16 protein-coding genes and 1 pseudogene are annotated in these 20701 nt (G+C 64.5%); 12 read left to right on the forward strand and 5 right to left on the reverse strand.

The genetic code is table 11. The features are described 5' to 3' along the window. Both Q3C01_RS19415 and Q3C01_RS19420 read right to left on the reverse strand, forming a co-directional pair. Nucleotides 1–302: pseudogene (locus Q3C01_RS19415) on the reverse strand (hypothetical protein); the annotation flags it as partial. A 180-nt stretch (nucleotides 303–482) separates the two neighbouring features. Next, the gene (locus Q3C01_RS19420; protein ID WP_458146915.1) at nucleotides 483–755 is read right to left on the reverse strand and encodes a hypothetical protein; all 273 of its coding nucleotides are present in this window, start codon (nucleotides 753–755) and stop codon (nucleotides 483–485) included. Nucleotides 756–1034: 279 nt separating this feature from the next. Between Q3C01_RS19420 and Q3C01_RS19425 the strand changes: the two genes are divergently transcribed. The 4 genes from Q3C01_RS19425 to Q3C01_RS19440 all read left to right on the forward strand — a co-directional run bounded on the left by Q3C01_RS19425 (nucleotide 1035) and on the right by Q3C01_RS19440 (nucleotide 7222). Next, nucleotides 1035–2030 (forward strand): NAD(P)H-dependent flavin oxidoreductase, encoded by a 996-nt coding sequence (locus tag Q3C01_RS19425; RefSeq protein WP_458146916.1) that lies wholly within the window; start codon nucleotides 1035–1037, stop codon nucleotides 2028–2030. Nucleotides 2031–2055: 25 nt separating this feature from the next. After that, on the forward strand, nucleotides 2056–3024 hold the full coding sequence (locus Q3C01_RS19430) for a quinone oxidoreductase family protein (RefSeq protein ID WP_458146917.1): 969 nt from the start codon (nucleotides 2056–2058) through the stop codon (nucleotides 3022–3024). Nucleotides 3025–3293: 269 nt separating this feature from the next. After that, nucleotides 3294–4667, forward strand: a complete 1374-nt coding sequence (locus Q3C01_RS19435; protein ID WP_458146918.1) for a cation-efflux pump — start codon at nucleotides 3294–3296, stop codon at nucleotides 4665–4667. Between the two features lie 224 nt (nucleotides 4668–4891). Beyond that, nucleotides 4892–7222, forward strand: coding sequence for a PAS domain-containing sensor histidine kinase (locus tag Q3C01_RS19440; RefSeq protein ID WP_458146919.1), 2331 nt, complete (start codon nucleotides 4892–4894; stop codon nucleotides 7220–7222). A 6-nt stretch (nucleotides 7223–7228) separates the two neighbouring features. On the opposite strand, the gene Q3C01_RS19445 is transcribed toward Q3C01_RS19440, so the two are convergent. Then, nucleotides 7229–8122: a LysR family transcriptional regulator gene (locus Q3C01_RS19445; protein ID WP_458146920.1), complete on the reverse strand. Its 894-nt coding sequence runs from the start codon at nucleotides 8120–8122 to the stop codon at nucleotides 7229–7231. Between the two features lie 224 nt (nucleotides 8123–8346). Between Q3C01_RS19445 and Q3C01_RS19450 the strand changes: the two genes are divergently transcribed. Genes Q3C01_RS19450 through Q3C01_RS19470 form a run of 5 tightly spaced genes read left to right on the forward strand, consistent with a single transcriptional unit; the run spans nucleotide 8347 to nucleotide 14312 of the window. Further along, nucleotides 8347–8823: a formate dehydrogenase subunit gamma gene (locus Q3C01_RS19450; RefSeq protein WP_458146921.1), complete on the forward strand. Its 477-nt coding sequence runs from the start codon at nucleotides 8347–8349 to the stop codon at nucleotides 8821–8823. After that, complete coding sequence (locus Q3C01_RS19455; protein WP_458146922.1) at nucleotides 8820–10376, forward strand: formate dehydrogenase beta subunit; 1557 nt, start codon at nucleotides 8820–8822, stop codon at nucleotides 10374–10376. Before Q3C01_RS19450 ends, Q3C01_RS19455 begins: the two co-directional genes overlap by 4 nt. A 10-nt stretch (nucleotides 10377–10386) precedes the next feature. Then, on the forward strand, nucleotides 10387–13260 hold the full coding sequence (gene fdhF / locus Q3C01_RS19460; protein WP_458146923.1) for a formate dehydrogenase subunit alpha: 2874 nt from the start codon (nucleotides 10387–10389) through the stop codon (nucleotides 13258–13260). A 4-nt stretch (nucleotides 13261–13264) separates the two neighbouring features. Then, nucleotides 13265–14089 carry a formate dehydrogenase accessory sulfurtransferase FdhD gene (fdhD, locus tag Q3C01_RS19465; protein WP_458146924.1) on the forward strand — a complete coding sequence of 275 codons (825 nt, stop codon included), beginning with the start codon at nucleotides 13265–13267 and terminating at the stop codon, nucleotides 14087–14089. Beyond that, nucleotides 14079–14312 carry a formate dehydrogenase subunit delta gene (locus tag Q3C01_RS19470; RefSeq protein WP_458146925.1) on the forward strand — a complete coding sequence of 78 codons (234 nt, stop codon included), beginning with the start codon at nucleotides 14079–14081 and terminating at the stop codon, nucleotides 14310–14312. The genes fdhD and Q3C01_RS19470 overlap by 11 nt, the downstream gene beginning before the upstream one ends. Here Q3C01_RS19470 and Q3C01_RS19475 read toward each other — a convergent pair. Both Q3C01_RS19475 and Q3C01_RS19480 read right to left on the reverse strand, forming a co-directional pair. Beyond that, nucleotides 14287–17247, reverse strand: coding sequence for a bifunctional [glutamine synthetase] adenylyltransferase/[glutamine synthetase]-adenylyl-L-tyrosine phosphorylase (locus Q3C01_RS19475; RefSeq protein ID WP_458146926.1), 2961 nt, complete (start codon nucleotides 17245–17247; stop codon nucleotides 14287–14289). The two genes, Q3C01_RS19470 and Q3C01_RS19475, sit on opposite strands and share 26 nt — an antisense overlap. Further along, nucleotides 17244–18698 carry a sensor histidine kinase gene (locus Q3C01_RS19480; protein ID WP_458146927.1) on the reverse strand — a complete coding sequence of 485 codons (1455 nt, stop codon included), beginning with the start codon at nucleotides 18696–18698 and terminating at the stop codon, nucleotides 17244–17246. Before Q3C01_RS19480 ends, Q3C01_RS19475 begins: the two co-directional genes overlap by 4 nt. A 628-nt stretch (nucleotides 18699–19326) precedes the next feature. Between Q3C01_RS19480 and Q3C01_RS19485 the strand changes: the two genes are divergently transcribed. From Q3C01_RS19485 to Q3C01_RS19495, 3 genes are all read left to right on the forward strand, one after another. Continuing rightward, nucleotides 19327–19677 (forward strand): hypothetical protein, encoded by a 351-nt coding sequence (locus Q3C01_RS19485; protein WP_458146928.1) that lies wholly within the window; start codon nucleotides 19327–19329, stop codon nucleotides 19675–19677. Nucleotides 19678–19893: 216 nt separating this feature from the next. After that, entirely contained in the window at nucleotides 19894–20073 is a 180-nt protein-coding gene (locus tag Q3C01_RS19490) for a hypothetical protein (protein ID WP_458146929.1), read from the forward strand. Between the two features lie 22 nt (nucleotides 20074–20095). Continuing rightward, complete coding sequence (locus Q3C01_RS19495) at nucleotides 20096–20296, forward strand: hypothetical protein (protein WP_458146930.1); 201 nt, start codon at nucleotides 20096–20098, stop codon at nucleotides 20294–20296. Nucleotides 20297–20701 lie beyond the last annotated feature (405 nt).

A 20701-nucleotide genomic window follows, 5' to 3' on the forward strand; every position in this document is an offset into this window, starting at 1 on the left:
TGTGCTTCCAATCCGAACACGAACTGATTGGTTTGCCAGCGATACCCGATCTGTCCGCCGACAAGGCCTCCGGAGCGGGTAGCGCAACCACCTGCGACTGTTCCAAAAATGTCAGTGACGAAGTCCACGCAGCCGCGGCTCTGGCCCCATCCACCATTGGCGCCGATGTAGAAGCCGCTCCAGTTGTAGATCGCCACCACAGGTGCAGGTGGCGGTGCCTTGACGGCCATATCGGCCGCCGATGCGGGAGCAGCCAAGCCCAAGCCGGCGAAGCCGACAGCCGCCAACAAAAGTTTCTTCATGTCATTATCTCCTTGTCCCCCAATGCAATCAGACGGCATCGATCCTTATGCACGTTCACGTGCATATCTGTTTCGATTCCAGCTGGAAGTTTAGTGACGAAGGTCTTCAGGCCCCGTAACCAAATGGCAACACTCAAGCACAATCGGAAATTGCACAGCGCTGCACGTCCGGCGAAACCCTCAATCGGCGTCGGAACGGCCCGAAGGATCGGCCGCGCCGTCGCATCCTTCAGCAAGCCACGTGTGAACGTCGCCAGACGCGATATGCCGCCTCGGGAGATGGGGATTTATCGTACCTGCGAAAACGATCAGCCCTTCGTCCAGCTTTGCGCGCGCGAAGACTTTGGCCTCGGCTTCGGTCGCAAACGTCCTGGTTTCACGCGGGCTTCGCCTTTTGGAAAGAAGGAGTCCCTGTTTGCGGGTTTCAAAGGTGACGTACCAGGTCAGCGTCATCTCGCTCGGACCGCCAAACGTTGTGTGGAGACAGTTCGGGCGTAGAGCCGCGCCTGGCTTTGATTTAGGTCAATCGATTGCGAGCGTGCATCGGCGGATCGGACAGCGAAGATGTGCCCGCACAGAATTATCCGCCGCGCGGAATCCTCCCGCCCCTCGCATGATTGCCCTGTCCTGGCCCCCCCCTGCGAATAGACTTTTGCCGGACCGGGCGGCATCCTGCTGCCGAAACCAATCGATAACAGGGCCGTCACGCGCCCGAGGAAACAGAGGGCGCCCATGCTGAAGACACGTTTCACCGAGCTGGTCGGCGTCGAGCACCCGATCGTCCAGGGCGGCATGCAGTGGGTCGGGCGCGCCGAACTCGTGGCCGCCGTGGCGAACGCCGGCGCGCTCGGCTTCATCACAGCACTGACCCAGCCGACGCCGGAGGACCTCACCAAGGAGATCGCGCGGTGCCGCGACCTCACCGACAAGCGCTTCGGTGTCAACCTCACCATCCTGCCCGCGATCAAGCCGCCGCCCTATGCCGAATATCGCTGCGCGATCATCGAAGCCGGCGTCAAGGTGGTCGAGACCGCCGGCAACAAGCCGCAGGAGCATGTCGACGAGTTCAGGAAGCACGGCGTCAAGGTCGTGCACAAATGCACCAGCGTCCGCCATGCCCTTTCCGCCGAGCGCATGGGCGTCGATGCCATCTCGATCGACGGTTTTGAGTGCGCAGGCCATCCGGGCGAGGACGATACGCCCGGTCTGATCCTGATTCCGGCGGCCGCCAACAAGGTCAAGATCCCCATGATCGCCTCGGGCGGCTTCGCCGACGCGCGGGGGCTCGTAGCCGCGCTGGCACTGGGAGCCGACGGCATCAACATGGGCACCCGCTTCATGGCGACCAAGGAGAGCCCGATTCACCAGCTCATCAAGGAGAAGATCGTCGCCAGTGACGAGCGCGAGACCGAGCTGATCTTCCGCACCATGCGCAACACCTCGCGCGTCGCCAGGAACGCGATTTCCAGCAAGGTCGTCGCCATGGAGAAGGAAGGCGCGAAGTTCGAGGACATCCGCGAGCTCGTCGCCGGCGCTCGGGGCAAGATGGTCTATGCGTCAGGCAATTCGGACGAAGGCATCTGGTCGGCTGGCCAGGTGCAGGGCCTGATCCAGGATATCCCGAGCTGCGCCGAGCTCATCTCCCGCATCGTGCGCGAGGCGGAAGCCATCATTAGGAACCGGCTCGAAGGCATGATCGTTCATCCGAAAGCGCAGGCTGCGGAATAATCACTGCAAGCAGCGGGAGCAACGCATGAAGGCTTATGTCTACGGCCCTGAGGGAGCTGCGATTTCCGACGTCGCTCAACCAGCGCCTAAAGGCACGCAGGTGCTGGTTCGCGTGCGCGCCTGCGCGCTCAACCGGGCCGACACCGGCATGCGCAGGGGCCACGCTCATGGCGCGGCCGGCGGGGTCGGCACCGTACTCGGCATGGAATGGGCCGGTGAGGTCGCAGCCCTCGGGCCCGACGCGAAGGGCGTGAAGGTCGGCGACCGCATCATGGGCTCGGGCACTGCTGCGTTCGCGGAGTTCACTCTCGCCGATCACGGCCGCCTGTTCCGCGCCCCCTCGAACATGAACTTCGAGGAAGCCGCCACGCTCCCTGTCGCGATCGCGACCATGCACAACGCCGTCGTCACCGTCGGCGGGATTCAGCCGGGCCAATCTGTCCTGATTCAGGGCGCAAGCTCCGGCGTCGGCCTGATGGCGATGCAGATCGCCAAGCTCAAGGGCGCAAAGCTCGTGATCGGTTCGTCGACGGATGCCCATCGCCGCAGCCGGCTCACCGACTACGGCGCCGATCTCGCGATCGACTCCTCCGACCCCGGCTGGGTCGACCAGGTGTTGAAGGCCACCGGCGGCGAAGGCGTCGACCTCATCGTTGACCAGGTCTCGGGCAAGGTCGCGAACCAGAACCTTGCCACCACCAAGGTGAAGGGCCGCATCGTCAATGTCGGCCGGCTCGGCGGCACTCATGCCGATTTCAATTTCGACCTGCACGCCGCGCGCCGCATCAACTATATCGGCGTCACCTTCCGCACTCGCACCATCGAGGAGATCCGCGAGATCTTCGAGGAGGTTCGCAAGGACATCTGGAGTGCGGTGGAAGCGCGCAAGCTGCAACTGCCGATCGACAAGGTGTTTACCTTCGACGACATCGATCAGGCCTTCGCACACATGGAAGCCAACAAGCATCTCGGCAAGATCGTCGTGACGCTGTGAGGGCGCCTTTCGGGCAGCGCGGAGTAAAGGCGATATATCGCCACTCTCACCGCTCGTCATGGCCGGGCTTGACCCGGCCATCTACGTGCCGCCGCGACTCACAAAGACGTGGATGCCCGGGTCAAGCCCGGGCATGACGACGGAGTGATTGGTTCGCCACCTCGTTCAATCTGGAACAACTCGCAACAGTCCCGCTCTTGCAACTCACTTGCGACTGCAGCTGTGGATCGTCGCTTGATGTTCGCGGACTGCCTGCTAAATCCCCGGCCATGACAGCACAGCACAGCAAGACATCGGTCGCCGCGATTTCGATCTTCGCCAGCGGCGGCATGGCGGTAGCCAAATTCGTGGTCGGGATCGCGATCGGCTCGCTGGCCCTGATCTCGGAAGCGCTGCATTCCTCGATCGACCTGGTCGCGACCATCATCACCTGGGCGGTGGTGCGGGTGTCCGACAAGCCTGCCGACGACGAGCATCATTACGGCCATGGCAAGCTCGAGAGCATCTCCGCGCTCGGCGTCACCGCCCTGCTCTACGTGCTGGCCGGCGGCATCCTGGTCGAGGCCTATAGCCGCATCCGCGAGGGCTCGCCGCCGCCGACCATCTCGGCCGTGCCCTTCGTCGTGCTGGTGATCGACATCGTCGTCAATCTCTGGCGCGCCCGTGCACTGCATCGCGCCGCGCGGGAGACGCGGAGCCAGGCACTCGCCGCCGACGCCCTGCATTTTGCCTCCGACGTGATGGGCTCGTTCGCCGTCATCGCGGGCCTCATCCTCGCCGCCCTCGGCTTCTGGTGGGGCGACGCCGCGGCGGCCGCCGCCGTCGCCGTGATGATCGCAGCTCTCGGCCTGCGCATGGCAGGATCGACGGTGCAGACCCTGGTCGATCGCGCCCCGGAGGGCGCGCTGGAAAAAGCGACCGCCGCGATCAAGAGCGTGCCCGGCGTGCTCGATGTCGAGCGCCTGCGCGTGCGCATGGTCGGCGCGACCTACTTCATCGATACCATCGCAAAAGTGCCGCGGACCTATCCGATCGACCGCGTCGAGGACATCAAGCGCAACGCGCAAGCTGCCGTCGGCAGGGCGTTCGGCGACGCCGACCTCACCTTCACCGCAGTCCCGGTCGCGCGCGACAACGAGACCGTGCGCGACCGCATCATGGTGATCGCCCGCAACTCCGGCCTCGCCATTCATCACGTCACCGTGCATGACCTCGGCGCCAAGCTGATCGTCGGCATCGATCTCGAGGTCGATGCCGAGATGCCACTGGTCGCAGCCCATGACGTCGCCAACACGCTGGAGCGCAGCATCCAGGAGGAATTCGGCGAGGATGTGGAGGTGGACGTCCATATCGAGCCGCTCGAGCCGGAGCTGCCGTTCGGCGTCGACGCTCCGGCGCAACGGGTGCAGGCCATTGCAGCCGCGCTCACCGGCTTCGCCGCAGGCGGCGAGATCAACGACATCCATAATGTGCGCGTGCGCAACACCGACGCCGGCGAGATCGTCAACTTCCACTGCCGCGCCACGCCGTCGATGAGCGTGATCAAGGTGCACGAGCATGTCGACGAGATCGAGCGCGCGCTGCGTCGCGCCTTCCCGAGCGTGAAGCGTGTGATCAGTCACGCCGAGCCGCCGCGCGCGTGACTGATCACACGAAGAGTTCACACGTTCCCGTTTCGGACTCGCCGCGCACATCAGATTGCGGACCCTCGCGGCGCAAACTCTCCATTGGATAAGAATTATTTCGCGTTAACGATTCGTTGACTCTCGACAGCCCGCGAAAACTGGATTCAAATCGCTGTGATTCGGAAGCGAGCGGGGGCTTCATTCCGAATTGTGGTGCAGCAATATCTCTGGGGGCCGAAGGCATGCCGCGCGCAGACGCCGCGAGCGCGTGCGTCCAATCCGATTCGATCAAGGGATTGGCGCAATCGATCGCGAAACCGGCCTACCACCGGCTCCTGATCGCCGAGCCGGCGCTCCGGCGCGCTGTGCCTACTCTCATCATCGCCTTCCTCATCACCATCTGTCTCGGCGCCTTCGTCCAGGTCGTTGACCAGACCCGGCAGAAGCGCCTGGTGGTCAAACACGACATTCAGGCGCTCGCCGACCTGCTCGCCGAGCGCATCGATCGCCTCGCCTCGGTGCGCATGGACCGCCAGAAGAACATCGAGCGTCTGCCGACGCTGTTGCCCGAGCTCATTCCCTCCTGGGGCGCCGCCTCGGGCCGCCACGTCATCGTCACCTCCGTCGGCACCGACCGCCGCATCCTCGCACGCATTCCCGTGGACACCGATCCGGCCGGCAACGACCGCCTGCTCGATGCGATCACTACCGCGCAGCTGGTGGCGATGCCGCCGCAACAGAACGACGTCTCCGATCTCACGCTGCCCAGCGGCAACAGCGCGATGGCGATCTCCCGGCCGATCAGGTCGCTGCCCGGTCAGGTCACCGTGATCCAGGAGCGCAACGAGCCGATCTGGGGCTCGGATGCCGCGCTCTCGGTGACGCTGTCGGCAACCACCGGCTTCGTCGTCCTGATCCTCGGCTTCGCCTTCCACTGGCAGTCGACCCGCGCCCGCGAGGGCGACCTGATCAACGACGCCGTGCGCGGCCGGATCGACACCGCGCTCAACCGCGGGCGCTGCGGCCTTTGGGACTGGGATCTTTCGCGGGGCAAGATCTTCTGGTCGCAGTCGATGTTTTCGATGCTGGGCCTCGACGGCCGCAACGAGCTCCTCACCTTTGGCGAGGTCAATGCGCTGGTGAAGTCGGACGACATCGACCTGTTCGCGATCGCCGACCAGCTGATCTCGGGCCAGATCGACCACATCGACCAGAGTTTCCGCATGCAGCACGTCGACGGCCACTGGATCTGGCTCCGCGTGCGCTGCGAGCGCACGCGCGCCACGGGCGATTCCGCCATGCATCTGATCGGCATCGCGGTCGACATCACCGAGCAGAAGAGCCTTGCCGAAAGGACGGTGGAAGCCGACTTGCGCCTGCGCGATGCCATCGAGACGATCCCGGAAGCCTTCGTGCTGTGGGACAACAGCGACCGTCTGGTGCTCTGCAACTCGCACTTCCAACGCCTGCACAGGCTGCCGGACTCAGCCGTCATCCCCGGCACCTCCTACGAGACCGTGCTCGAGGTCGGCCGCATGCCGGAGGTGCGCACCCGCCACAACGAGACCGCCAATCAGGGACCGGGTGCCCGCACCTTCGAGGCGCAGCTCGACGACGGCAGCTGGCTGCACATCAGCGAGCGCCGCACCAAGGACGGCGGCTACGTCTCGGTCGGCACCGACATCACGCGCATCAAGGAACACGAGCAGAAGCTCGTCGACAACGATCTGCGCCTGCGCGCCACCGTCATCGACCTGAAGCGCTCACAGGCGGCGCTGGAGCGCCAGACCAACGAGCTCGCCGATCTCGCCGAGAAATACCAGCGCGAAAAGACCCGCGCCGAGGAAGCCAACCAGACCAAGTCGAAATTCCTCGCCAATATGAGCCACGAGCTGCGCACGCCCTTGAACGCGATCATCGGCTTCTCGGAGGTCATGGGAAGCGGCATGTTCGGCGAGCTCGGCAACGAGAAGTATCAGGAATACTGCCAGGACATCCTAACCAGCGGTCACTATCTGCTGGAGGTCATCAACGACATCCTCGACATGTCCAAGATCGAGGCCGGCCGCATGAAGCTCGACATGGAGGAGCTCGACCTGTCCCGCACGCTCGCGGAATCGCTGCGGGTGGTCTCGGGCCGTGCCGAAGACAAGAACCTGACGTTGGACGCCGACATCGAAAACATCATTTCGGTCGTCGCCGACCGCCGCGCCACCAAGCAGATCATCGTCAACCTCCTGTCCAACGCCGTGAAGTTTACGCCGGACGGCGGCCGCATCGTGGTGCGCAGCCGGCAGCTCGAGGACAAGGTCGTGCTGATGATCGCCGACACCGGCATCGGCATCGCCCCGCATTCGCTGACGCGGCTCGGCCGCCCCTTCGAGCAGGTCGAGAGCCAGCTCACCAAGACCTATCACGGTTCGGGCCTGGGGCTTGCGATCGCCCGCTCGCTCGCGCAACTGCACGGCGGCTCGATGCGGCTGCGCTCGAAGATCGACGTCGGCACCGTCGTGCGCGTCACGCTGCCGCGCGATGCCAACAAGGCCTCGGCCAGGATCCCCGCGGCCGCCTGACCCCGATCAGGATTGCAGCGTCGGCGCCACCTCGCGCGCGACGTTGACGAGCGCGGCGATCAGCGGCGTCATCGGGTCGCGCTGCGGGATCACGAGGCCAATGCTGTAGTTGACCTCGGGATCGGTGATCGGGATCGAGCGGACGGTATCCTTGAGGCCGAGCGTCTCGGCGAGCTTCGCCGGCATCACGCTCGCCCACCGCCCGGTCTTCACATGGGTGAACAGCACCAGCAGCGAGTTCGACGTCAGCGTCGGCGTCGCCTCGGCATTCACCGAGCGCAACGCGCGGTCGATGATGCGGCGGTTCTGCATGTCCGGCGTCAGGAGGCAGAGCGGCACCTTGCCGACCTCCGCCCAGGTCACCGTCTCGCGGTCACCGAACATCGCATCCGGCGCGGTCAGGAGGCGATAGCTCTCGTTGTAGAGCGGGATGGTGCGCACCTTGCCGATCGGCTCGTTCTCGATATAGGTCAGCCCTGCATCGACCTCGAGATTTTCGAGAAGCCCCAGCACCTCGGACGACGTAGTCGACTGGATACGGAAACGCACCTCCGGATGTTTGGCGCGGAACGGGGTCGTCAGCGACGCCACCATGCCGAGCGCGGTCGGGATCGCTGCGATGCGGATCTCGCCGGAGAGCTTGTGCTTCAGCCCGTTGATCTCGTCGCGCATGGCGCGGGCGTCGCCGACGATGCGCCGGGCCCAGTCGAGCGCCCGCTCGCCTTCCGGCGTAAAGCCCTGGAAGCGCGAGCCGCGCTGGACCAGCATGACGCCGAGAATCTCCTCGAGCTGCTTCAACCCGGTCGACATTGTCGGCTGGGTGACGCCGCAGGCCTCCGCCGCGCGTCCGAAATGCCGCTCCTTGGCCAGCGCCAGCAGAAGTTCAAGCTTGTCGAGCAACCGCTTTTCCCCTGGGATTTTGTGGTGGCATGCAAGCTATCACGATGAGCCTTCTCCAACACCCGAAAACGGGACGTTGCCGGAACAATCATTGCTATTTCGTATCACCCGATTGCGTCACCCTATCGATGCGAATTCCCGATCGCAGCATGGGACGGCTTTATTGATTTTCGAATGATTCCAAATACTCATGGAGCAGGTTACCCTCTGATTGAGAATGAAGAATGACGGGGATTCACGAACCTTGGGACGAAACGCGCGGCGCTGAAATCATCGCCGAACACGCCGGACAGGAGGGCGCGACGCTGGTCATCCTCCATGCCCTGCAAGAGGCCTTCGGCTATGTCCCGGAGGCGGCGATTCCCATGGTCGCGCAGGCACTCAACCTGTCGCGCGCCGAGGTTCATGGCGTGTTTACCTTCTACCACGATTTCCGCCACAAGCCCGCCGGCCGCCACGTTCTGAAACTGTGCCGCGCGGAAGCTTGCCAGGCTGCCGGTGGCGATGCGCTGGCAGCCCGTGCCGAGGCGAAGCTCGGCGTCTCCCTGGGCAACACCACGGCCGATGACCGCGTGACGCTGGAGCCGATCTACTGCCTCGGCCTCTGTGCCACCGCGCCCTCGGCGATGCTCGATGGTCGCCTCGTCGGCCGGCTCGATGAGAAGCGCCTCGATGCGCTGGTGGCGGAGGCGCAGCGATGAAGATGCGGATATTCGTTCCCCGCGATGCGGCTGCCGTCGCTGTCGGCGCCGACGATGTGGCCACGGCGATCGAGCAGGCTGCGGAGAAGCGCGGCCTTCCAGTCGAAATCGTCAGGACCGGCTCACGCGGACTGTGTTGGCTGGAGCCAATGGTCGAGGTTGCAACTCTCAAGGGTCGTGTCGCGTACGGACCGGTCGGCCCGGAGGATGTCTCCTCCGTGTTCGACTCCATGGCAAGCAACGGACAGCATCCCCTGCGCCTTGGCATCGCTGACGAGATTCCCTGGCTGAAGCGCCAGACCCGCCTCACCTTCGCCCGTTGCGGCGTGATCGATCCGCGTTCGCCCGAGGATTACCGCACCCATGGGGGCTACAAGGGCCTCGAGCGCGCGCTGTCGCTCGGCTCGGATGCGATCCTGGCCGAGGTCACCGCATCCGGCCTTCGCGGCCGCGGCGGCGCTGGCTTCCCGACCGGCATCAAGTGGAAGACGGTCGCCCAGGCGAAGGCCGATCGCAAGTTCATCGTCTGCAACGCCGACGAGGGCGATAGCGGGACGTTTGCCGACCGCATGATCATGGAGGGCGATCCCTTCCTGGTCATCGAAGGCATGACCATCGCGGCGATCACGGTCGGCGCGACCAAAGGCTACATCTACGTCCGCAGCGAATATCCGCACGCGGTCGAGGCGATGAACGCGGCGATCGCGGCGGCAAAGCATGGCGGCTATCTCGGAACGAATATCGGCGGGTCAACGCAGAGCTTCGATCTCGAGGTGCGCGTCGGCGCCGGCGCCTATGTCTGCGGCGAGGAGACCTCGCTGCTGGAGAGCCTCGAAGGCCGTCGCGGCATCGTGCGCGCAAAGCCGCCGCTGCCGGCGCATCACGGCCTGTTCGGCAAGCCGACCGTCATCAACAACGTGCTGTCGTTCGCAGCCGTCCCGTTCATCCTTGCCGAAGGCGCCAAGGCCTATGCGGATTTCGGCATGGGCCGCTCGCGCGGCACGATGCCGATCCAGCTCGCCGGCAACATCCGTCATGGCGGGCTGTTCGAGACCGCGTTCGGCGTGACGCTCGGCGAGCTCGTCGACGACATCGGCGGCGGCACGTTCACCGGCCGCGCGGTCCGCGCCGTGCAGGTCGGCGGGCCGCTCGGCGCCTATTTCCCCCGCGCGCTGTTCGACACGCCGTTCGACTACGAGGCCTTTGCCGCGCGCGACGGCCTGATCGGCCATGGTGGCATCGTCGTGTTCGACGACAGCGTCGACATGCGCAAGCAGGCACGATTTGCGATGGAGTTCTGCGCCATCGAATCCTGCGGCAAGTGCACGCCGTGCCGGATCGGCTCGACCCGCGGCGTCGAGACGATCGAGAAGATCATGCGCGGCGAGCGCGTGAGCGAAAACCTCGCGCTCGTCGAGGACCTCTGCAACACCATGAAATTTGGCTCGCTCTGCGCACTCGGCGGCTTCACGCCCTACCCCGTGCTGAGTGCCCTGAAGCATTTCCGGGAAGATTTTGGCCCGGCACCGGCCACCCTTCAGGCCGCGGAATAGGAGAACAACGATGTCTCTGATCGAGGAAATCGACTTCGGCACGCCGCGCTCGAAATCGGAAACTATGGTCACGCTGACCATCGACGGCAAGGAGATCTCGGTGCCCGAGGGCACCTCGATCATGCGCGCGGCGATGGAAGCGGGTCACCAGATCCCGAAGCTCTGCGCGACCGACATGGTGGATGCGTTCGGCTCCTGCCGCCTCTGCCTCGTCGAGATCGAAGGCCGCGCCGGCACGCCGGCCTCCTGCACCACGCCCGCGATGAACGGCCTCGTCGTTCACACCCAGACCGAGCGGCTGAAAAAGCTGCGCAAGGGCGTGATGGAGCTCTACATCTCCGACCATCCGCTCGACTGCCTCACCTGCGGCGCCAACGGCGATTGCGAGTTGCAGGATATGGCCGGCGCCGTCGGCCTGCGCGACGTGCGCTACGGTTATGAAGGCGAGAACCACGTCTTCGCCAAGTCCCATGGCGAGATCAATGCCGCCTGGATGCCCAAGGACGAGTCCAACCCCTACTTCACCTACGATCCGTCGAAGTGCATCGTCTGCTCGCGCTGCGTCCGCGCCTGCGAGGAGGTGCAGGGCACCTTCGCACTGACGATCTCGGGCCGCGGCTTCGACAGCCGTGTCTCGCCGGGCATGAGCGAGAGCTTCCTCGGCTCAGAATGCGTCTCCTGCGGCGCCTGCGTGCAGGCCTGCCCGACCGCGACCCTGACGGAAAAGTCGGTGATCGAGATCGGCCAGCCCGAGCATTCGGTCGTCACCACCTGCGCCTATTGCGGCGTCGGCTGCGCCTTCAAGGCCGAGATGCGCGGCGAGGAAGTCGTGCGCATGGTGCCGTGGAAGGACGGTAAGGCCAATCGCGGCCATTCCTGCGTCAAGGGCCGTTTCGCCTGGGGCTACACCAATCACAAGGAACGCATCCTCAAGCCGATGATCCGCGAGCGGATCGAGGATCCCTGGCGCGAAGTGTCGTGGGATGAAGCATTCTCCTTCGCCGCAGCAAAGATGCGCGGCATCCAGAAGAAATACGGCCGCGACGCCATTGGCGGCATCACCTCGTCCCGCTGCACCAATGAAGAGACCTATCTGGTGCAGAAACTGATCCGAGCCGGCTTCGGCAACAACAATGTCGACACCTGCGCCCGCGTCTGCCATTCGCCGACCGGCTATGGCCTCGCCACTACCTTCGGCACCTCCGCCGGCACGCAGGACTTCGACTCGGTCGAAGATACCGATGTCGTCGTCGTCATCGGCGCCAATCCGGCCTCCGCCCACCCCGTCTTCGCTTCCCGCCTGAAGAAGCGGCTGCGACAGGGCGCAAAACTGATCGTGATCGATCCGCGCCGCACCGAGATGGTGGAATCGCCGCACGTGAAGGCGCTGCATCTGCCGCTGATGCCCGGCACCAACGTCGCCGTGATGACCGCGCTGGCGCATGTCATCGTCACCGAAGGCCTCGTCAATGAGGCCTTCGTGCGCGAACGCTGCGACTGGAGCGAGTTCGAGGAATGGGCCGCGTTCGTCGCGCAGCCCAACAACAGCCCGGAGGCGACCGCCATCCTGACGGGCGTCGATCCCAAGGTGCTGCGCGAAGCAGCGCGGACCTACGCCACCGGCGGCAATGGTGCGATCTATTACGGCCTCGGCGTCACCGAGCACAGCCAGGGCTCGACCACCGTGATCGCGATCGCAAACCTCGCAATGGCGACCGGCAATATCGGCCGCCCCGGCGTCGGCGTGAACCCGCTGCGCGGCCAGAACAACGTGCAGGGCTCATGCGACATGGGCTCATTTCCGCACGAACTGCCGGGCTATCGTCACATCTCGGGCGATGCCGTGCGCGACCAGTTCGAGGCGATGTGGAACGTCAAGCTCAATCCCGAGCCGGGCCTGCGCATTCCCAACATGTTCGATGCTGCGGTCGAAGGCACGTTCATGGGGATCTACGTTCAGGGCGAGGACATCCTGCAGTCCGATCCCAACACCTCGCATGTGGTCGCGGCGCTCTCGGCGATGGAATGCGTGATCGTCCACGATCTCTTCCTCAACGAGACCGCCAACTACGCCCACGTCTTCCTGCCCGGATCCAGCTTCCTCGAGAAGGACGGCACCTTCACTAACGCCGAGCGCCGCATCCAGCGCGTGCGCAAGGTGATGACGCCGAAGAACGGCCTTGCGGATTGGGAGGTCACCATCGGGCTTGCGAAGGCGATGGGCTTCGAGATGAATTACAAACACCCCTCCGAGATCATGGACGAGATCGCGGCGCTGACGCCGACCTTCGCCGGCGTCTCCTACGCCAGGCTCGACGAACTCGGCTCGGTGCAGTGGCCTTGCAACGAGAAGGCGCCCGAGGGCACGCCGGTAATGCATATCGACGGCTTCGTCCGCGGCAAGGGCAAGTTCGTCGTCACCGAGTATGTCGCGACCGACGAGCGCACCGGCCCGCGCTATCCGCTGCTGCTGACCACCGGCCGCATCCTCAGCCAGTACAATGTCGGCGCGCAGACCCGCCGCACCGACAACGTGGTTTGGCACGCGGAAGACCGGCTCGAAATCCACCCGCACGACGCCGAGCAGCGCGGCGTGCGCGACGGCGACTGGGTGCGGCTGAAGAGCCGCGCCGGTGAAACCACGCTGCGTGCGGAGATCACCGACCGCGTCGCACCGGGCGTGGTCTACACCACCTTCCACCACCCGGACACGCAGGCCAACGTCATCACGACCGACTATTCGGACTGGGCGACCAACTGTCCGGAGTACAAGGTCACCGCCGTGCAGGTGTCGCCGTCCAACGGACCGTCCGACTGGCAGAAGGCCTATGACGCGCAGGCGCGGCACTCTCGTCGCATCACGCCCGCCGAAGCCGCGGAGTAAGCGCATGCATGTGGCGGTCCAGGCGATCGATCGTGAGAGCTGGCGTGACGGGGCGGCCTCTGACGGGACACGGCACGTCCCGGAGGAGACGCCAATCGCGCTGACCTATAATGGCGGCACCTATGCCGTCATGATGGGAACGCCGCAAAATCTCGAAGACTTCGCCGTCGGCTTCAGCCTGAGCGAGGGCATCGTGACATCCGCCGACGACATCCAGTCGCTCGAAGTGGTTCGCCTCGATGACGGCATCGAGCTCCGGATGTGGCTAGCCTCGGAAGATGCCGGACGCATGAGCGAGCGGCGGCGCCACATCGCTGGACCGACCGGCTGCGGCATCTGCGGCATCGAGTCCATCGCGGAGGCCGTGCGCCCCGCCGCGATCGTGCCGCAGGGGCAGGCCTTTGCGCCGGAGCAGATCATGACGGCCATGCAGGGCGTTGCTCCGCTGCAAGCGATCAACATGCAGACCCGCGCCGTGCATGCCGCCGCGTTCTGGTCCCCTGCCCGCGGCCTCATCGCGCTGCGCGAGGATGTCGGCCGCCATAACGCGCTCGACAAGCTTGCCGGCGCGCTGGCACGCAGCCGCACGGATGCGAGCGGCGGCATGGTGCTGCTGACGAGCCGCGTCTCGGTGGAGATGGTGCAGAAGACGGCCGCGATCGGCGCGCCGGTGATGGTCGCGGTCTCCGCACCCACCGCGCTTGCCGTGCGCACCGCGGAAGCCGCCGGCATCACGCTGATTGCCATCGCCCGGCAGGACGGGTTTGAAGTGTTCACGCATGGCGGCCGCGTGGCCTGCCGTGCCACGGAGGTTGCCGATGTCGCCTGACCGCTTGATCTACATGGCCAACCAGATCGGCACGTTCTTCCGCAGCCAGGGCCACGACAAGGCTGTGCCGGGCATCGCCGAGCACATCAAGAAGTTCTGGGACCCCCGGATGAAGCGCGCGATCTTCGCGCATCTCGATGCCGGCGGCGCAGGGCTGGAGCCTCATGTCCGCGAGGCCATCGCGTCGCTGAAAGAGGCTACTGCCCTTCCAACAGCGCCCTGAACACGCGCCGCACCTCGCTCTGGGTCTCCTTCACGCGGGCTTCGAGCGATGAAAAATCCGGTGCGTCGCCTGCGCGCGCCATCACGCGCTGAAGGTCGACACCGGCGGTCTCCGGCTTGAAGCGGTCGCTGACGCAGAGGCGCAGGATCTGGGTCAGATCGTGGTAGAGCCGCGCTGCTGCACGTAAAGTCTCGGTCTCCGACTGCGCCAACACGCCGAGCCTGGCGGCGTTCTCCAGCACCTGCAAGGTCGAGACGTCGAGAATCCCCGGCTTGTCATGCGCATGGGCGAGCTGGAGATATTGCGCGATGAAGTCGATATCGACCATGCCGCCGGCGGCATATTTGAGATCCCAATAGTCGGTCTCGCCCTTCTCCTGCGCGATCGCACGGCGCATGTCGGCGACATCGTTGGCGATCGTGACGGGATCGCGGCGCCGCGTCAGCACCTCGCGGATGACCGTCTCGATCCGCGCACGAAATTCCGGCGAAGCCGACACGACGCGTGCGCGCGTCAGCGCCATGTGTTCCCAGGTCCATGCCTCGTGCGCCTGATAATCGGCGAAGGAGGCGATGCTGGAAGCCACCGGGCCGGCTCGTCCCGAGGGCCGCAGCCGCATGTCGATTTCGTAGAGCACGCCGTAATTGGTCCGCGTCGTAAAGGCGCTGATCAGACGCTGGGTGAAGCGCGCGAAATAGTGTGCGCCCTGAAGTGATTTCTGACCGTCGGAGTCCGGATTCTCGCCGTCGAAATCATAGAGCAGGATCAGGTCGAGGTCGGACGAGGCCGTCATCTCGCGACTGCCGAGCCGCCCCATGGCGATGATCGCGGTCTCCTGCCCCTTGATCCGGCCATGCTGGGCAGCGAAGCGATCGGCGACCAGTCCGTGCACGGTGTGGACGATGCCCTCCGCAACGTCTGCGAATGCGGTGCTCGCGTGCTGGGCGGAGACCGTGCCCGAGAGAATGCGCGTGCCGATCAGGAACAGACTCTCCTGGCCGAACAGGCGCAGGCGGTCGAGGAACTCTTCGTACGAACCCGCATCGCGCACCGTGGCCGCAAGCCGAGCCGATAATTCCCGCTGGTCCGGCATGGCGCCGAAAAAGCGCGGATCAATCAAGCCGTCCATCAATTGCGGCTGCCGCGCCAGCATCTCTCCAAGCCGGGGAGCGGCGCCCAGCACCAGCGCCACGAGGGCAACGAGATCGCGGTTCTGGCTGAGCAGCGTGATCAGCCGCCCGCCGCGCTGTAAGGCTTGCAGGAACTGATCGAACGCCGCGACCGCGCGATCCGGCTCCTCGGCATGGGCAAGGCCGTCAATCAGGGCCGGCACGAATTCGACGAAGGCGCCGCGGGTGGCGTCAACGCGGAATACGCGGTAATCGCCGGTGATCCAGTCGCGCACCGTTTGTGCGACGGCAGCGGGCTTCTTGAAGCCGAGCGCCAACAATTGCTGCAACAGGCGCGGGTCGTCGGGGCCGGCACCATAGTCGATCGCCGGCAGCTTTGCCGTGCCGGTCGGATCGCCCTCGAAGAGCTTTTCGTAATGTCCCTGGACGATCTCGAGCTGGCTCAGGAGGTCGCCCGCAAAGGCCTCGCGGCTCTCGTAGCCGAAGAACCACGCCAGACGCTCCACGGCCTCCTTGTCCTCAGGCAAGGCGTGAGTCTGCTCATCGGCGATCATCTGGAGGCGATGCTCGACCCGGCGCAGGAAGTGGTAGGCGGCGGTCAGCTCATCGCGGGCCTGATTGGTGATCCAGTTGCTGCTGGCGAGCACGTCGAGCGCAACCAGTGTCGGCCGCACCCGCAATTCCGGATGACGGCCACCGGCGATCAATTGCTGGGTCTGCGCGAAGAACTCGATCTCGCGAATGCCGCCACGCCCGACCTTCACGTTATGCCCTTCGACGGCGACCTCACTCTGACCGCGATAGGTCTGCATCTGTCGCTTCATGTCATGAACGTCGGCGAGCGCGGCGAAATCGAGATGCTTGCGCCAAACGAATGGCGCGATCTCGGCGAGCAGCGCCTCGCCGGCTTTCAGGTCGCCGGCGCAAGCGCGGGCCTTGATCATGGCGGCACGCTCCCAGGTGCGCCCTTCCCGCTCGTAGTAATGCAGCGCCGCGTCGCGCGAGATCGCAACTTGCGTCGAGGACGGATCGGGTCGCAGCCGCAGATCGACGCGGAACACGTAGCCGTCATAGGTGCGCTGTTGCAGCAGCCGCGAAAGCCCCTGCGTCACCCGCACGAAGAAAGGCTGCGGCTCGATATCGGGCGCAAGAGTCGTCGCGTCGGGATCGAAGAACACGATCAGGTCGATGTCACTGGAGTAGTTCAGCTCGCCCGCACCCATCTTGCCCATCGCCAGCACGATCAGGCCGCAGCTCTCTTCCGGAGCTTCGGGATTGGCCGGCAGCAGCTTGCCGCGTGCGACGTCCTGCCGCAGCAGGAACCGGAGCGCGGTCTGGACCGAGGACACCGCGACGTCGGTCAACGCCGCCGTGACCCGCATCACGGGCCAAACTCCGCCGATATCGCAGAGCGCGATCAACAGCGCCGCCTCCGATTTCATGCGGCGAAGCAGCCGCATCAGCTCGGCTTCCTCGGTGGCCGCGGCGCGCCTGGCGTCGTCGATCAGCGACGCCAGATGTGCATCGGGATCGCAGCCAAGCAGCCGGATCAATCGCGCCGGATCGTTGCGGATCAGGTCGAACAGATAGGGCGAGAATTCAGCGATGCCGGCCAGGATCGGACAAACGAAGGGACGATCCAGCAGCGCCGCGATCGCAGCCGCATGTTGCGGCTCGAGCTCGGCGAGCCAGTCACGAAGACGCTGTTCGGCGGTGACGGAAGCGGCAACATGGGGGCCTTCCGCGAAGCGCGCGGCCAGACTTCCACCATGCTTGTCCGCGTTTCCCGGCGCGGAGAGATTCATGCCACCTTCTGTGGCACATCCGGTATTGGAGGAGCAACCCTGTCGCCGGCGCGGGCGGGCAGGACCAGCGTGGCGATGAGACCCGGATGGGCATCGTCCAACCTCAGCTCACCGCCATGCAGCGTTGCAACCGCGGCGGCGAGGCTGAGGCCGAGGCCCGAGCCCGGCAGCGTCCGGCTCGCCTCGAGCCGCACGAAACGCTCCACGGCGTGCTTGCGATCGCCGTCCGGAATTCCGGGGCCACGATCGGTGACGCTGAGCAGCACGCGATCACCCTCGCGCCGTGCCTCGATGAGGATCTGGCGGCTGTCCATGCTGACGACGGTTCCCGCGGACTGCGCGACCGGCTTGCCATATTTGATCGCGTTCTCGACCAGATTGGCGAGCGCCTGGCTGATCAGCTCGCGGTTGCCGTGGATCGGCGTCGGCTCGGCCTTGACCTTCAACGTCATGCCGTCGTCCTCGGCGAGAGGCTCGTAGAGCTCGTGGATGCCGCCCGCGACATCGGAGGCGTCGAAATCGTCCATGTTGCCGCGCGCCTGACCGGACTCGGCGCGGGCGATCATCAACAGCGCATTGAAGGTGCGGATCAGCCCGTCCGATTCCTCGATGGTCCGTTCCAGTGCCGCGCGGTAGTCAGCCTCGCAGCCCGATTTCGCCAACGCCTCCTCGGCGCGGTTGCGCAGGCGCGTCAGCGGCGTCTTCAAGTCATGGGCGATGTTGTCGGAGACCTCCTTCAACCCCACCATCAGCGCTTCAATGCGCTCCAGCATGGCGTTGAGGTTTTCCGCGAGCCGATCGAGCTCGTCGCCGCTGCGCCCCACGGGCAGGCGCTCGCTGAGATCGCCGGTCATGATGCGATGCGCCGTGCCGCTCATGGCGTCGATACGCGTAAGCACGCGGCGCGCGACGAAGATGCCGCCGCCAAGGCCCAGCACGACGACAATCAGGATCGACCATTGCGCAGCCTTGGCGACGATGCCGAACAGGCGCCGCCGCTCGGCGAGGTCGCGGCCGATCAGAAGGCGGAAGCCGTTTTCCAGTTCAGTGACGCGCACCAGCGCGCGATGGTCGCGATCGTCGGTATCCTCGATCCGCCGGTACGCAGTCTCCGACCAGCCGCGCGTCGCCATCACGCCCGGCGCCAGCGAGCCGACATTGCCGGCGATCGCCTGCCCCGTCGGCGTTGTTACGAGGTAGAGGTTGGCGCCCGGACGCAGCGCCCGGTATTCGATCGCGAGCACGAGACCGTGCAGGCCGCGACGGCCGTAGATCTCAGAGATCTCCGAGGTCTCCGCGTTCACCGTCTGCGTGATCTCCTCGGTGATCAGCCGCCGCGTGTTCCAGGCGAAATAGCCGAGCAGCGAGGCCGCGAACAGCGCGAACAAGAACAGATAAACCAGCGTCAGCCGGAACGCCGTGGTTCGTATCAGCTTACCGAATGCCGTCACGGATCATGTACCTATTTTGACCGCTTTGCCTGCTATCAGTGAGCATCGTCACACATCCGATTCTCTAGATAATCCAGTTCACTAGCCGCATCAGTCGCCCTCTGTCACCGTCCAAGCGAGCCGGACGCGGGCCGGATCAGGCAAGTGGTAAATGGGCGCCGCTCAGCCTGCGTGAGTATCCGTGACGGTCCTTGTGCTTACAGTCGGCCGGTCTGGACCGGTCACCGTCGGGAACCAAATTGACCCGGACGGTAATTGGTAAGCTATAGGACGAAGGTAAAGTGGGGCTCAATTCGAACCAAGTTAAATCCAGGCAACCCGGCGCCCATGCCGATGGCGACGGGTCTCTACCTGGTCGTGCGCGCGAGCGGTGATCGGGTATGGGCCTTCCGTTTCACCAACCTCGAAGGCAAGCCGATCAAATGGAGTTCGCCAGAGTCGGTGACCGCGGGCCGACGCGTTTCGAATTGCGAGTTCGGTAAGCGACATTGGCGAACCGACGTTCAAAATTGTACCGCATACCCGAGTGAGGTAACCCAGATTTGCAAGCCAGCCCGTGGCATAGGCCCGCTTGGGCGGTGTTTGTTGATCGTCACAGCCTTCCCACTTCCGGGGCGGAGTGCTCGGTATGCCTCGCTCGCCATCCATAGTGCCGAAAGATCTAGACGACGACACCTACATCGTACTGGACGCCTCCGGGACTTGGGTAGGGCGCACCTGGTACTACGGCGAGGATAACCACGAAAGACTGATCTGCGACTTATTGGAGGGCCGCTATACCCCTCCCCTGCGCATCGTCTGTTTTAACACCACCGAGGGCTGGTCGCGCGTCGTAACCACAGACATTGCCGCTGAGCTGCAGCGGCGCTCGGCCGAAGGGGAAAATATCCCGGCCTTTCTGCAATATTTGCTGCAAATGGCCATCCCAGCAGAGAAGAAACACCTTGGAGCTGTGCGCCGGCCAAAACGACCCCGCTAAGGGGTGAGGCAGCGCGTAACGGTTCGCCCCAGGCGGCGCGGTCGAACGCGGCTGGCTCGAAGCTGCGCGAGAGCGTCGCAACCGGCCCTATCAGGCCGGACGGAGCAAGTTCTGGGTCAAAGTGAAAAACCGTGGTCACCCGACGATGGAGCGAGTGCTTGACGCATTCGCATGATCACCTTAAGGCGGGAGCCCAATCTCGCCGGAGAAGATCAAGTGGCCAAGACAGCAAAGAGCAAGCGCAAAGAGTACACCAAGGACGACGTCAAGCTGCTCAAGGCACATTCCAAGGCCCGCACTCCCGTGGCCAAACTCTCGAAGCTGATGAAGCGCTCCGAAGGCTCGTTGAGACAGAAGGCTCTCAGCCTTGGAATTGGACTAGGCCACCAGCGCTAAGTAAAGGGGTCGCGTCCACCCGTTGGCGTCGATCGCGGGCTTGCCACGTCGCCTTTACCGATATCGTCGGCTCGACCGGGGAATAAAACTGATCGACGGCCTCGGCCATCCGGGCGGCAACATAACGAGACCATCGATCATGTTCGGCGAGCTCGACGCGAAGCGTCTTGGTTCCGCTCAACGCCAGCTTCATCCGATCGCCAAACGTGTGCCGGCCGACTAAATCGCAACGACGCGAAGGGCACGTAAGAGCGGTCACCCCGATAGAGGAGCTATGTAGTCCTTGTGGAGGCAGGTTGGTCTTGCGCCTCCGTCGAACAACACTGTGATACCGGTGGTACGAAGGCTGACCGCTACGACCGTACCGGTTTTCTTGGCCAGATCGGGGCACCGAAGAGCACCAAGCTTGCTCACCTGGAAACGGGCGCCGACGACAATTTCGTCGGCCTTCTGAGCAACCATTTCGTCAATCCAATAATAAATGGTTCCAAAAGCAGGCACAGGATACCTTCAATTCGATCCATTTGCAACTTGCGGTGAACATGCACGAAAAGACACGTGTTCCGATCATGGAACTCGTCTGTATTCTTTGCCGGGCTTAAGTAGTAAAAGCACGTCGATGCAAGAC

The organism is Bradyrhizobium sp. UFLA05-109 (genome assembly GCF_054185165.1).